This window comes from Streptococcus sp. SN-1, from assembly GCF_041154385.1.
Lineage (GTDB): Bacteria > Bacillota > Bacilli > Lactobacillales > Streptococcaceae > Streptococcus > Streptococcus mitis_CT.
This window is the reverse complement of sequence record NZ_AP028929.1, coordinates 1,825,368-1,838,322: the sequence shown is the minus strand read 5'-3', so window position 1 is coordinate 1,838,322 and position 12,955 is coordinate 1,825,368. Positions and strand designations below refer to the sequence as shown.

The following is a 12,955-nucleotide window of genomic DNA, read 5'->3' as shown; positions in this document are numbered from 1 at the left end:
TCTACTGGGAAAAAGATGAATGCAATCGTGTCCATCTTTTTCTTTTTATGGTAAAATAGAGAAATAATATGGTGAAAAGCCTTGAGGGAGTGACCGATATGTCAACTAAAGCAAATCATGCAAAGACAGCTATTTGCGGAATTATCAATGTAACCCCAGACTCCTTTTCGGACGGTGGTCAATTTTTTGCTCTTGAGCAGGCGCTCCAGCAGGCTCGTAAATTGATAGCAGAAGGGGCTAGTATGCTAGATATCGGCGGAGAATCGACTCGGCCGGGAAGTAGCTATGTTGAGATAGAAGAGGAGATCCAGCGTGTTGTTCCAGTGATTAAAGCTATTCGCAAGGAAAGTGATGTTCTCATCTCCATTGATACTTGGAAAAGTCAAGTAGCAGAAGCTGCTTTGGCTGCTGGTGCCAATCTAGTCAATGATATCACTGGTCTCATGGGTGATGAAAAAATGGCCCATGTGGTTGCTAAGGCTGGTGCGAAAGTAGTCATTATGTTTAATCCAGTCATGGCGCGACCTCAGCACCCTAGCTCGCTCATCTTCCCTCATTTTGGATTTAATCAAGCTTTTACAGGGGAAGAGTTAGCTGACTTTGAAACATTGCCAATCGAAGAGTTGATGGAGACTTTCTTTGACAGAGCCTTAGCGAGAGCAGAGGAAGCTGGGATTGCACAAGAGAATATCCTGTTGGATCCAGGAATTGGCTTTGGTCTGACTAAGAAAGAAAATCTGCTTCTTTTACGGGATCTGGATAAACTACATCAGAAAGGCTATCCAATCTTTCTTGGAGTGTCGCGCAAGCGGTTTGTCATCAATATCCTTGAAGAAAGTGGCTTTGAAGTCGATCCTGAGACAGAACTTGGTTTCCGCAATCGGGACACAGCTTCAGCCCATGTAACCAGTATTGCTGCGAGACAGGGTGTAGAAGTGGTGCGCGTGCATGACGTAGCTAGTCATAAGATGGCAGTTGAAATTGCCTCCGCTATTCGTCTGGCTGATGAAGCGGAAAATCTAGATTTAAAACAATATAAATAAGATGAAAGAAATCGAAAACAATCAGTGGATTGCTAACTACCGGACGGACCAACCGCATTTCGGTTTGGAACGAATGGTAGAACTCCTAGCTCTGCGAGGCAATCCCCATCTCAAACTCAAGGTCATCCATATCGGAGGGACCAATGGCAAGGGTTCGACCATTGCTTTTTTGAAAAATATGCTAGAAAAGCTAGGGCTGAGAGTTGGCGTGTTTAGCTCGCCCTATCTCATTCATTATACAGACCAGATTAGCATCAATGGGGAATCTATCCCAGAAGCGAGGCTAGAATCCCTCATGTCAGACTATCAGACTTTGCTGGAAGGGGAATCGGCTACCAATTTGCAGGGGACAACCGAGTTTGAGATTATCACAGCCATAGCCTATGACTACTTTGCCTCAGAGCAAGTAGATGTGGCTATCATGGAAGTGGGCATGGGTGGACTCTTGGATAGTACCAATGTTTGCCAGCCTATTCTAACAGGCATTACGACCATTGGATTGGACCATGTAGCCCTACTTGGTGACACCTTGGAAGCCATAGCAGAGCAGAAAGCTGGTATTATCAAACAAGGTATTCCCTTGGTGACAGGTCGTATCGCTCCAGAAGCTTTGGCTGTCATTGACGCTATTGCGAAAGATAAAAATGCGCCGAGACTTGCCTACGGGGCAGATTATCATGTCAGTCACCAAGAGAGTGTGGTAACGGGTGAAGTCTTTGACTATACAAGTGCTGTCAGACAAGGTCGCTTCCAGACTGGCCTGCTTGGTTTGCACCAGATAGAGAATGCTGGGATGGCTATAGCTTTACTTGATGCTTTTTGTCAGGAGGATGACCGAGAACTAGCAAGCAATCACTTGCTTGCTCAAGCACTAGAAGAAACAAGATGGCCGGGGCGTCTGGAGGTCGTGTCAAGGAACCCCTTGATGATCTTGGACGGGGCCCACAATCCCCATGCTATCAAAGCTTTATTGGCAACCTTGCAAGAACGCTTTGCGGATTATCGTAAGGAAATCCTCTTTACTTGTATCAAAACCAAGGCCTTGGAGGATATGTTGGACTTGCTGGGGGCCATGCCAGATACCGAGCTTACTCTGACACATTTTGACGATAGTCGGGCGACTGATGAAAGCGTGCTGAAAGAGGCAGCTAAGTCTAGAAATCTCAGCTACCAAGGTTGGCAGGATTTTCTAGAGCAGAAATTGACAGATAAAAAAGAAGAGAAAAAAACAGTTAGGATTGTCACGGGTTCCTTGTATTTCTTGAGCCAAGTGAGGGCCTATCTGATGGAGAGGAAGAATGAAAATGGATACACAAAAGATTGAAACAGCTGTAAAAATGATTATCGAGGCTGTGGGAGAGGACGCTAACCGCGAGGGCTTGCAGGAAACACCTGCTCGTGTGGCCCGTATGTACCAAGAGATTTTTTCAGGGCTTGGTCAAACAGCGGAGGAACATTTGTCAAAATCCTTTGAGATTATTGACGATAATATGGTGGTAGAAAAGGATATTTTTTTCCATACCATGTGTGAACATCACTTCTTGCCATTTTATGGTAGAGCGCATATTGCCTACATTCCAGATGGTCGTGTAGCAGGTTTGTCTAAGCTAGCCCGTACGGTTGAAGTTTATTCGAAAAAACCACAAATTCAAGAACGATTGAATATCGAAGTAGCCGATGCCTTGATGGAGTATCTAGGTGCTAAAGGAGCCTTTGTTGTCATTGAGGCGGAACATATGTGTATGAGCATGCGTGGTGTCAGAAAACCAGGCACTGCAACCTTGACGACAGTAGCTCGTGGTCTATTTGAAACAGATAAGGACCTCCGAGATCAGGCTTATCGTTTAATGGGACTATAATACTCTTCGAAAATCAAATTCAAACCACGTCAGCTTCTATCTGCAACCTCAAAACAGTGTTTTGAGCAGCCTGCGGCTAGCTTCCTAGTTTGCACTTTGATTTTCATTGAGTATAAAAAGAATCCGCTTTGGGCGGATTTTTCTAGAAAGGACTAGTTATGGATCAACTGCAGATTAAGGATTTGGAAATTTTTGCCTATCATGGTATGTTCCCTAGTGAGAAAGAATTGGGGCAGAAGTTTGTTATTTCCGCAATCCTATCCTATGATATGACCAAGGCGGCTACAGACTTGGATTTAACAGCCTCTGTCCATTACGGAGAACTGTGTCAGCAGTGGACGACTTGGTTTCAGGAAACCACTGAGGACTTGATTGAAACGGTAGCTTACAAATTGGTAGAACGTACTTTTGAGACCTATTCTCTTGTCCAAGAAATCAAGCTGGAACTGAAAAAACCTTGGGCGCCAGTGCATTTGCCACTAGATACTTGCTCAGTAACCATCCATCGCCGTAAGCAACGGGCCTTTATCGCCCTAGGAAGCAATATGGGGGATAAGCGAGAAAACTTGAAACAAGCCATTGAGAAAATGCGAAATCGTGGCATCCATATTCTCAAAGAGTCCAGTTTCTTGACGACGGAGCCTTGGGGTGGTGTGGAGCAGGATAGCTTTGCTAATCAAGTGGTTGAGGTTGAAACCTGGTTGCCGGCTCCAGTGATATTAGAGACCTTGTTAGCCATTGAGTCAGAGATGGGACGGGTGAGAGAAGTACATTGGGGGCCTCGTTTGATTGATTTGGACTTGCTCTTTGTGGAGGATCAGATCCTTTATACAGATGATCTTATCTTGCCTCATCCTTACCTAGCGGAACGCCTTTTTGTCCTTGAATCCTTACAGGAAATTGCGCCTCATTTTATCCATCCTACATTAAAGCAACCTGTCCGTAACTTGTATAATGCTTTGAAAAAATAAAAAAACTCTAGTTTTCAGTAGTTTATAACTGAAGGCTAGAGTTTTTAAAATAGGTCATTTTCTTCTGGGAGGAGGATAGTCTCTCTACCGTCCATGTCTAAAACTAGGACTCTGGGGGGATAAAGAGGGTCGAAAGGGTGGTTGAAGTCAAAATCAATGGCTGTAGGGAGGTGTTGACTTGAGAAGTGGAAGGTAATTTTTCCTTGGTTATTAAGCAATTGAAACTCGAGTTCCTCCTCCAATTCAAAGACATTTTTTAAGAAGTGGTCGATGATATACCAAAAAGAGTCAATAACGTCATCAGGCAAGCTGGTAACAATGCCAAAACTAGCTGACCGCATGTGGGTATTGGTAAAAGCCATATTTCTTCCCCCTTTCTTTTCCCTTATCATACAGCAAATAGGATTAAAAATCAAGAAAAGGTGATTTTTTCTTCATAAACATAGCTTTCTATGAAATTTTTTTCAAACAATCTTCAAAAAATACTTGAAAGTGTTTACAAATAGTGATAAAATGGAATAAGTAGAATCATGAAAACGAAATTTTCATACCGTCTCTTTTTTGGAGTCTCGTGAGGTATGATATAGAAAGGAAATGGAATGAATACAGACGATACAGTAACGATTTATGATGTCGCCCGTGAAGCAGGAGTTTCAATGGCGACGGTTAGCCGTGTAGTCAATGGCAATAAGAATGTAAAAGAGAACACCCGTAAAAAAGTGCTTGAGGTGATTGATCGTTTAGATTACCGTCCAAATGCTGTGGCGCGTGGTCTTGCAAGTAAAAAGACAACCACTGTCGGTGTGGTGATCCCAAATATTACCAATGGCTATTTCTCAACGCTTGCTAAAGGGATTGACGATATCGCTGAAATGTACAAGTATAATATTGTCCTTGCTAATAGTGATGAGGATGATGACAAGGAAGTTTCAGTTGTCAATACCCTGTTTTCTAAGCAAGTGGATGGTATCATCTTTATGGGGTACCACTTGACTGAAAAAATTCGTTCAGAGTTTTCTCGTTCTCGGACACCAGTTGTTCTTGCAGGAACTGTGGATGTAGAACATCAGCTTCCAAGTGTCAATATTGACTACAAACAAGCAACGATTGATGCAGTAACCTACCTTGCTAAAGAAAATGAGCGCATCGCTTTTGTTAGCGGTCCACTAGTGGATGACATCAATGGTAAGGTTCGTTTGGTTGGCTACAAGGAAGCCTTGAAAAAAGCAGGTATTTCTTATAGCGAAGGATTGGTATTTGAATCTAAGTACACTTATGAAGACGGTTATGCCTTGGCAGAACGCTTGATTTCATCAAATGCAACTGCAGCAGTTGTAACAGGTGATGAATTGGCAGCAGGTGTCTTGAACGGCCTTGCTGATAAGGGTGTGTCTGTGCCAGAAGAGTTTGAAATCATTACTAGTGATGATTCACAAATCTCACGCTTTACCCGTCCAAACTTGACAACTATTGCCCAACCTCTTTATGACCTTGGTGCTATTAGTATGCGTATGTTGACTAAGATTATGCACAAGGAAGAGTTGGAAGAACGTGAAGTTCTCTTACCTCATGGTTTGACAGAACGTCGCTCAACACGAAAACGTAAATAGAAAAAATCAGGGAATCGTGAAGATTTCCTGATTTGTTTTTAGAGGAGAGAATTATACTCAATGAAAATCAAAGTGCAAATTAGGAAGCTAGCAGCAGATTGCTCAAAGTACAGCTTTAAGGTTGTAGATAGAACTGACGAAGTCAGTAACCATACATACGGTAAGGCGACGTTGACGCGGTTTGAAGAGATTTTCTAAGAGACTTACCCTTCCATATAGTCTTTCAAAGCCTGTCCTGTTAGTCCGGCATTGAGGGCAATGAGGAGTTTCAAGCGGGCTTTTTGGGCGTTGAGTTCTTTAACAAAGAAGACACCAGATTTTTGCAACTGCACGCCTCCACCTTGGTAGGCATAGACAGGCTCAGCGATACCGTTAAAGCATCGCGAAACCAGGGCGACTGGGATTCCTTTTTGCAGAAGGCTTTCTAACTTTTGAGACGTTTCTTTGGGAATATTACCAGCTCCGAAGGCTTGGATAATCAAACCGTCCAATTGTTCCAAATCCAGCATATCAATCAGCTCATCTGTCATACCAGCATAAGCAGAGATGATAGGGACTAATCCTTGTATGTGATCAAGGTCAAAGCGGACACGGGGTTCAGCTGTTTTGAAGTAGAGGATTTCCTGTTTCATGATCAGACCAAGTGGCCCGTGCGTTGGAGTCTGGAAGGTGCTGACGTTGGTCGTATGTGTTTTGGTAACATACTTGGCAGCGTGGATTTCATCGTTCATAACAACCAAAACTCCTTTGTCAGCAGCCCTGTTATCGCTAGCTACCCGCAAAGCACTCAGATAATTATAAACACCGTCACTGCCGAGTTCGTTGGAGCTGCGCATGGCCCCTGTTAGAACGATAGGCATATGGGGAACTTCCATGGTATCAAGGAAATAGGCTGTTTCCTCTAGAGTATCGGTCCCGTGTGTGATTACCACTCCATCGTAGTTAGCCGCTTCTTCTTTGATTTTTTGGTAGAGGGCCAGCATATGCTTGGGTTTAATATGGGGGCTTGGCAGGTTAAAAAAGTCCAAGGTGTGGACTTGGATTCCTTCAAGTGGGTTGGACACATGGTTCATGGGATTATCTGAACTCGTCACAACAGCGCCAGAAGCATCGGCCTGCATGGAAATAGTTCCACCCGTATGTAAAACAAGGATTTTCTTAGGCATGATTTACTCACTCTTTCTGAAATGTGGTATAATCATTGTATCACAAAAGGGGAGATTGGGATAGGATGGAAGTCAAAGCTGTTTTTTTTGATATCGATGGAACCTTGGTCAACGATCGCAAGAGTGTTTTGAAATCCACTAAGGACGCGATTAAAATTGTCAAAGAACAAGGGGTGCTAGTTGGTGTAGCGACAGGGCGAGGACCTTTTTTTGTTAAGGAATTGATGGACGATTTGGATCTGGATTTTGCGGTAACCTACAATGGCCAGTATATCTTTAATAAAGAAAGAGTCTTGTTCACGAGCCCAATTTCCAAGTTACATTTGCGCCAGCTCATTGCGTATGCTAAAAAAGAGGGCAAGGAGATTGCCCTAGGGACCAAGGATGCCATGCTGGGTTCTAAAATCATGTCCTTTGGTCTGGGGTCTTTTTCCCAACGAATCAGTCGCTTCGTTCCTTCTGTTTTAACTCGGACGGTGAGTCATTCCTTTAATCGTATGGTTAGCAAGGTTGTGCCCCAAAAGGAAGAAGACCTGCTTCATCTGATGAATCAGCCTATCTACCAAGTTTTGATGCTGATGACACCGGAAGAATCTGAGAAGGCAGCAGCTGATTTTGAAGACTTGAAATTGACACGTAGCAATCCATTTGCAGCGGATGTCATTAATCAAGGGAATTCTAAATTGGAAGGTATTCGCCGAGTTGGGAAAGAATATGGCTTTGACCTCAACCAAGTGATGGCCTTCGGTGACTCAGATAACGACCTAGAAATGCTTGCAGGTGTCGGTATGTCGGTCGCTATGGGAAATGGTAGTAGCAGTGTCAAAGAAGTTGCCAAGCATATCACTACCAGCAATCAGCAAGACGGAATTCACAAGGCATTAGAACATTTTGGTGTTTTGGCTTCAGAAAAAGTCTTTGTCAGCCGTGACTACCATTTCAATAAGGTCAAGACCTTCCACCACATGATGGATGAACGAACTCAAGAAGAACCTCGAGCTTGGAATTTAGAAGGTGCAACCCACAGGGCTGGTTTTAAAATAGAAGAATTGGTGGAGTTTGTTCGAGCTGCCAGTCCTTCTGAAGAGGACTTTGGTCAAGCTCTATCGCAACTTCATCAAGCTCTTGATAAGGCAGCAGATAAAGTAGCCAAGAAGACGCCTGCTCAGCAAGATTTGATAGGTCAGGTAGATGCCTTGATTGATACGCTTTACTTTACCTATGGTAGTTTTGTCTTGATGGGGGTGGACCCAGAACGTATTTTTGATATTGTCCATCAGGCTAATATGGGGAAAATTTTCCCAGATGGCAAGGCTCATTTTGATCCAGTGACCCACAAAATCTTAAAACCAGATGATTGGGAAGAAAAATATGCTCCAGAACCCGCGATTAAAAAGGAACTGCAGCGCCAGCTCAAGGCTTATGAACGCCATAAAGAGAGAAATAAACAGTAAAGAAAAAGGAGCTCTGGGCTCCTTTTCGTTGTAATTATAAGGTTTTTTCTTGTTCTCTCACAACCAGCAAATCGACCTTAGCATGGCGGAGAATGTATTCAGATGAAGAGCCAACCAAGAGGCGTTCAAAGGCGTTGAGACCAGTTGCGCCAACGAGGATGAGGTCCACTTCCTCAGCATCGGGAATAGTACGTGCTAGTAGGGTCTTTGGATTTCCCATTTCAATGACAATATGAACATCTGCCACCCCAGCATCTTTAGCACGTTTTTCGTACTCTTTCATCAGACTTTCAGCGTCGACTTGGAGTTCTTCGTAAACTTCAGCATCAAAGGTGGATACGCTTTGGAGAGCGCGTGTGTCAATGACATGTGCGATGGTGAGTTTAGCGTCGTTTCGTAGAGCAGAATGAACTCCTTTGACAAAAGCCAAGTCCGCTTCTTTAGAACCATCGATTGCGACCATGATATTTTGGTAACGTTGTGCCATAATGAAACCTCCTGAAATTTTCTTACTATTATTGTAAACCTTTTCACTATAGAAGTAAAGCAAAAAAAGTATTTTTCAAAAGAATGTTAGCGCTTAAAATCTATATAAATATATGATAAAATAAAAGAAAGGATAGCAGGAAAGAAGTGAAGGGAGGGAGAATGATGAAAAACTCTTTTCAAAAATCAAATTTCCTTTATTATGGAATCATCCTAGTTTCAGTCTTGGTAGAAGTTATCATGATCTGGCAATTAGAGAGTCTGGTACCGTTTCTTTATCCAGGTTTTATTGGTTTTTTAGTCTTTCATGTACTCTACCATCTAATCTTATTCCTAGTTGCAAAACGAAGTGGGCGTTGGGATTACTTGATGATATGGGGACTTTTCCTCATGTTCAATCTTCTTTATGACTCCTTTTTAGGCTTGCTTTTTCTAGTTTTATCTTTTGGTATGTGATCTTTCTTTGGCAAAATACCTGCTATCTCCCCTGTCTTGACCTCGCTTTTAGCGAGGTTTTTCTTCTATACGAACTTAGTAACACAATTCAGTAAACTTGTCGCATTTTCTTTCTAGTGGTATAATGTTACTATCCTGATGAATTGAGGAAACAAGATGAAAGAATATAACAAGTCTAGTAAGTTAGAGCATGTTGCTTATGATATCCGTGGTCCTGTTTTGGAAGAAGCCATGCGAATGCGAGCAAACGGAGAAAAGATTTTACGTCTGAATACAGGAAATCCAGCAGAATTTGGCTTTACAGCGCCAGACGAGGTCATTCATGACTTGATTATGAATGCGCGTGATAGTGAAGGTTATTCTGACTCCAAAGGGATTTTCTCAGCCCGTAAGGCCATCATGCAGTATTGCCAATTGAAGAAATTCCCAAACGTAGATATTGATGATATTTACCTTGGAAATGGTGTTAGTGAGTTGATTGTCATGTCTATGCAGGGGCTTTTGGACAATGGGGATGAGGTCTTGGTGCCAATGCCAGACTATCCTCTCTGGACAGCCGCTGTCAGCCTAGCTGGGGGAAATGCCGTTCACTATATCTGTGATGAAGCTGCAGAATGGTACCCAGATATTGACGATATCAAGTCAAAAATTACTTCCAATACCAAGGCAATCGTCCTTATCAATCCAAATAATCCAACTGGAGCCCTTTATCCTAAGGAACTCTTGTTGGAGATTATTGAGATTGCCCGTCAAAACGATTTGATTATCTTTGCGGATGAAATCTACGACCGCATGGTCATGGATGGACATGTGCATACGCCTGTGGCTAGCTTGGCACCAGATGTCTTCTGTGTCAGCATGAATGGTCTGTCAAAATCCCATCGTATCGCTGGTTTCCGTGTGGGTTGGATGGTCTTGTCTGGACCTAAGACTCATGTCAAGGGCTATATCGAAGGGCTCAATATGCTATCCAATATGCGCCTTTGCTCTAACGTTTTGGCCCAACAAGTCGTACAAACTTCCTTGGGTGGTCACCAGTCGGTCGATGAATTGCTCCTTCCTGGTGGACGAATTTATGAGCAAAGAAATTTCATTTACAATGCCATTCAAGATATTCCAGGTTTGTCTGCGGTTAAACCCAAGGCTGGACTCTATATCTTCCCTAAAATCGATCGCAATATGTACCGTATCGATGATGATGAGCAGTTTGTCCTTGATTTCTTGAAGCAGGAAAAGGTTCTCTTGGTTCATGGTCGAGGCTTTAACTGGCAGGAACCAGACCACTTCCGTATTGTTTACCTTCCTCGTGTTGATGAACTAGCCCAAATCCAAGAAAAGATGACTCGTTTCTTGAAACAGTATCGTAGATAGGGCTTACATTCGAAAAAGCTGGAAACATTTGCCTTGAGCTATTGACAAAAGTAAAAGAATCAGATAGAATAGTAAAGTATGTTTAGTAACTGATCACTTTATAGCCGGCTAAACGAATACAAAATCTATGAGGAGGTATTCATCGTGAAACGTACTTATCAACCAAGTAAACTTCGTCGTGCGCGCAAACACGGATTCCGTAACCGTATGTCAACTAAAAACGGTCGTCGCGTATTGGCAGCTCGTCGTCGTAAAGGACGCAAAGTTTTGGCTGCATAATCCAAACGAATTCTATCAAAAATCAGTAGGAACTCGAGTCTACTGATTTTTATTTTTGTAAAAAAGTACAAAAAGCTTTATATTTTTGCTCGAATAGTGTATAATATTTCACATACTGTAAAAATGGAGAATAATCATGAAGAAATCAAAAGTGATGCTGTTTGGAGCTATGGCTTTGACAGCAGGTCTAGCTTTAGCAGCGTGTGGATCATCTCAATCAAGTAATGCAGACAAGACTTACTCTTATATCTTTGTCAATAACCCAGATACCTTGGATTATATTACCTCTACACGAGACTCTACATCTAGTATCACAACCAACTTGATTGATGGTTTGTTGGAAAACGACCAGTATGGCAATCTCATTCCCTCTATGGCTGAGTCATGGACGGTGTCAAAAGATGGATTGACCTACACTTATAAAATCCGTCAGGGGGCTAAATGGTACACTTCTGAAGGAGAAGAGTATGCAGATGTAACCGCTCATGACTTTGTGACAGGTCTTAAGTATGCGGCTGATAAAAAGGCTGAAAACTTGTACTTGGTACAAGACTCTATCAAGGGTCTAGCAGATTATGTTGAAGGGAAATCATCTGATTTTGGTACTGTTGGTGTTAAGGCAGTGGATGATTACACTCTACAATACACTCTCAACCAACCTGAAACTTATTGGAACTCTAAAACAACAGCAAGTATCCTTAGTCCTGTAAATGAAGCCTTCTTGAAGTCTCAGGGAGATGACTTTGGAAGTGTGACACCATCAAGTATCTTGTCAAATGGTCCTTACTTGTTTAAATCCTTCACATCCAAATCTTTGATTGAACTTGACAAAAACCCTAATTACTGGGATAAGGATAATGTTAAAATCGAGAAAGTGAAACTCTCTTTCTTTGACGGTTCTGACCAAGACAGCATTGCTAGAGGTTTCTTGGATGGTAACTATACTGATGGCCGTATCTTCCCAACAAGTTCAGTATTTGCTGAACTCAAGAAGGGCAATGAGGACAAGATTACCTACACACCACAAAACTCAGTGACTTTCTATTATCTTTTCAACGTTAATCGTCAAAGCTACAAGCAGACGATGAAACAGTCTGATAAGGAAAAGACAGATTCACGCGCAGCTATGCAGAATAAAGATTTCCGTCAGGCTATCAACTTTGCCTTTGACCGTCATGCTTATGCAGCACAGACAAATGGTGAAGATGGAGCAGACCGTATCTTGCGTAACACAGTTACACCAAGTAACTTTGTCCAAGTTGGGGATAAGAACTTTGGTGATATTGTCAATGAAAAAATTGTCAACTACGGTAAAGATTGGGTAAATATCAACCTAAACGATGGTAAGCAAGCCTTCTTGAATCCTGAAAAGGCCAAAGAGAAGTTTGCCAAGGCCAAAGAAAGTCTGCAAGCACAGGGAGTAACTTTCCCAATTCATTTGGATATGCCAGTTGACCAGACTGCTAAGTTGGATGTGCAACAGGCTGGATCGTTCAAACAAACAGTGGAAGAAACTCTTGGTAAGGATAATGTAGTCATTGATGTTATCCAACTTTCTCCAGATGAAAAAGATCAGGCAACCTACTTTGCAGATACAGCAGAACAAAAAGACTACGATATCGACATCTCAGGATGGGGTGGAGATTACTCAGATCCTAAGACTTACCTAGCGATCCTTGATCCAGAGACAGGTTCTCAGTTGAAAAACATGGGCTTGTCTGAAGGAAAAGACAAGGAAGTTAAGGACAAGATTGGTCTTGCTGACTACAAGAAACTCTTGGATCAGGCAGACGCAGAAATTAAAGATACTCAAGCCCGCTATGAAAAATATGCTGAAGCCCAAGCTTGGTTGACAGATAGCGCCTTGTTCCTACCGGTTCAAAGTGGTGGAGCTAATCCAATCTTCCGTAAGACTGTACCGTTTACAGGACCATTCTCATTCGTTGGTCATAAGGGAAATGCGGACAACTACAAATATGTTGAATTGCAAAAAGAGCCAGTAACTGCTAAACAGTACCAAGAACTCTACGAAAAATGGCTAAAAGAAAAAGCTGAGTCAAATAAAAAAGCTCAGGAAGATTTAGTTAACCACATTCAATGATATTCCTAGTCATGCTTTTCGGTTAATACTCTTCGAAAATCTCTTCAAACCACGTCAGCGTTGCCTTACCGTAGGTATGTTACTGACTTCGTCAGTTCTATCTGCAACCTCAAAACAGTGTTTTGAGCTGACTTCGTCAGTTTCATCTACGACCTCAAA

Annotated in this window: 13 protein-coding genes; 10 read left to right on the top strand and 3 right to left on the bottom strand. The window is 42.4% G+C overall.

Going from position 1 to position 12,955, the window contains the following annotated elements; genetic code table 11:
- The first annotated feature begins 68 nt into the window (after positions 1 to 68).
- The 4 genes from folP (at position 69) to folB (ending at position 3,873) form a co-directional block, all read left to right on the top strand.
- Entirely contained in the window at positions 69 to 1,043 is a 975-nt protein-coding gene (gene folP / locus ACAM22_RS08460; RefSeq protein WP_369606681.1) for a dihydropteroate synthase, read from the top strand.
- A gap of 1 nt (position 1,044) precedes the next feature.
- Positions 1,045 to 2,367 carry a folylpolyglutamate synthase/dihydrofolate synthase family protein gene (locus ACAM22_RS08455; protein ID WP_369606680.1) on the top strand — a complete coding sequence of 441 codons (1,323 nt, stop codon included), beginning with the start codon at positions 1,045 to 1,047 and terminating at the stop codon, positions 2,365 to 2,367.
- Positions 2,348 to 2,902 carry a GTP cyclohydrolase I FolE gene (gene folE, locus ACAM22_RS08450; RefSeq protein WP_004247172.1) on the top strand — a complete coding sequence of 185 codons (555 nt, stop codon included), beginning with the start codon at positions 2,348 to 2,350 and terminating at the stop codon, positions 2,900 to 2,902. Before ACAM22_RS08455 ends, folE begins: the two co-directional genes overlap by 20 nt.
- Before the next feature lie 158 nt (positions 2,903 to 3,060).
- Entirely contained in the window at positions 3,061 to 3,873 is an 813-nt protein-coding gene (folB, locus tag ACAM22_RS08445) for a dihydroneopterin aldolase (protein ID WP_261052313.1), read from the top strand.
- A 44-nt stretch (positions 3,874 to 3,917) separates the two neighbouring features.
- On the opposite strand, the gene ACAM22_RS08440 is transcribed toward folB, so the two are convergent.
- Entirely contained in the window at positions 3,918 to 4,235 is a 318-nt protein-coding gene (locus ACAM22_RS08440; RefSeq protein WP_000886035.1) for a DUF960 domain-containing protein, read from the bottom strand.
- Between the two features lie 237 nt (positions 4,236 to 4,472).
- Between ACAM22_RS08440 and ccpA the strand changes: the two genes are divergently transcribed.
- Entirely contained in the window at positions 4,473 to 5,483 is a 1,011-nt protein-coding gene (ccpA, locus tag ACAM22_RS08435; RefSeq protein ID WP_001090627.1) for a catabolite control protein A, read from the top strand.
- 203 nt (positions 5,484 to 5,686) lie between these two features.
- On the opposite strand, the gene ACAM22_RS08430 is transcribed toward ccpA, so the two are convergent.
- The gene (locus ACAM22_RS08430; RefSeq protein WP_261066322.1) at positions 5,687 to 6,649 is read right to left on the bottom strand and encodes an asparaginase; all 963 of its coding nucleotides are present in this window, start codon (positions 6,647 to 6,649) and stop codon (positions 5,687 to 5,689) included.
- Positions 6,650 to 6,714: 65 nt separating this feature from the next.
- On the opposite strand from ACAM22_RS08430, the gene ACAM22_RS08425 reads away from it, so the two are divergent.
- Positions 6,715 to 8,103, top strand: a complete 1,389-nt coding sequence (locus ACAM22_RS08425; protein ID WP_369606679.1) for a Cof-type HAD-IIB family hydrolase — start codon at positions 6,715 to 6,717, stop codon at positions 8,101 to 8,103.
- Positions 8,104 to 8,137: 34 nt separating this feature from the next.
- On the opposite strand, the gene ACAM22_RS08420 is transcribed toward ACAM22_RS08425, so the two are convergent.
- Positions 8,138 to 8,590, bottom strand: coding sequence for a universal stress protein (locus ACAM22_RS08420; protein WP_000079148.1), 453 nt, complete (start codon positions 8,588 to 8,590; stop codon positions 8,138 to 8,140).
- Between the two features lie 161 nt (positions 8,591 to 8,751).
- Here ACAM22_RS08420 and ACAM22_RS08415 point away from each other — a divergent pair, with 161 nt between their 5' ends.
- The 4 genes from ACAM22_RS08415 (at position 8,752) to ACAM22_RS08400 (ending at position 12,796) form a co-directional block, all read left to right on the top strand.
- Positions 8,752 to 9,045: a hypothetical protein gene (locus tag ACAM22_RS08415; protein ID WP_369606678.1), complete on the top strand. Its 294-nt coding sequence runs from the start codon at positions 8,752 to 8,754 to the stop codon at positions 9,043 to 9,045.
- A 156-nt stretch (positions 9,046 to 9,201) separates the two neighbouring features.
- A complete protein-coding gene (locus tag ACAM22_RS08410; RefSeq protein ID WP_000666455.1) occupies positions 9,202 to 10,416 on the top strand; it encodes a pyridoxal phosphate-dependent aminotransferase in 1,215 nt (404 codons plus the stop codon).
- 144 nt (positions 10,417 to 10,560) lie between these two features.
- The gene (gene rpmH / locus ACAM22_RS08405) at positions 10,561 to 10,695 is read left to right on the top strand and encodes a 50S ribosomal protein L34 (RefSeq protein ID WP_000831905.1); all 135 of its coding nucleotides are present in this window, start codon (positions 10,561 to 10,563) and stop codon (positions 10,693 to 10,695) included.
- Positions 10,696 to 10,831: 136 nt separating this feature from the next.
- Complete coding sequence (locus ACAM22_RS08400) at positions 10,832 to 12,796, top strand: peptide ABC transporter substrate-binding protein (protein ID WP_369606677.1); 1,965 nt, start codon at positions 10,832 to 10,834, stop codon at positions 12,794 to 12,796.
- The last annotated feature ends 159 nt before the right edge of the window (positions 12,797 to 12,955 follow it).

Excerpts from the sequence above, each read along its gene's own strand:
- folP (WP_369606681.1), top strand. The coding sequence starts at position 69 with ATGGTGAAAAGCCTTGAGGGAGTGACCGATATGTCAACTAAAGCAAAT.
- ACAM22_RS08455 (WP_369606680.1), top strand. The coding sequence starts at position 1,045 with ATGAAAGAAATCGAAAACAATCAGTGGATTGCTAACTACCGGACGGAC.
- folE (WP_004247172.1), top strand. The coding sequence starts at position 2,348 with ATGGATACACAAAAGATTGAAACAGCTGTAAAAATGATTATCGAGGCT.
- folB (WP_261052313.1), top strand. The coding sequence starts at position 3,061 with ATGGATCAACTGCAGATTAAGGATTTGGAAATTTTTGCCTATCATGGT.
- ACAM22_RS08440 (WP_000886035.1), bottom strand. The coding sequence starts at position 4,235 with ATGGCTTTTACCAATACCCACATGCGGTCAGCTAGTTTTGGCATTGTT.
- ccpA (WP_001090627.1), top strand. The coding sequence starts at position 4,473 with ATGAATACAGACGATACAGTAACGATTTATGATGTCGCCCGTGAAGCA.
- ACAM22_RS08430 (WP_261066322.1), bottom strand. The coding sequence starts at position 6,649 with ATGCCTAAGAAAATCCTTGTTTTACATACGGGTGGAACTATTTCCATG.
- ACAM22_RS08425 (WP_369606679.1), top strand. The coding sequence starts at position 6,715 with ATGGAAGTCAAAGCTGTTTTTTTTGATATCGATGGAACCTTGGTCAAC.
- ACAM22_RS08420 (WP_000079148.1), bottom strand. The coding sequence starts at position 8,590 with ATGGCACAACGTTACCAAAATATCATGGTCGCAATCGATGGTTCTAAA.
- ACAM22_RS08415 (WP_369606678.1), top strand. The coding sequence starts at position 8,752 with ATGATGAAAAACTCTTTTCAAAAATCAAATTTCCTTTATTATGGAATC.
- ACAM22_RS08410 (WP_000666455.1), top strand. The coding sequence starts at position 9,202 with ATGAAAGAATATAACAAGTCTAGTAAGTTAGAGCATGTTGCTTATGAT.
- ACAM22_RS08400 (WP_369606677.1), top strand. The coding sequence starts at position 10,832 with ATGAAGAAATCAAAAGTGATGCTGTTTGGAGCTATGGCTTTGACAGCA.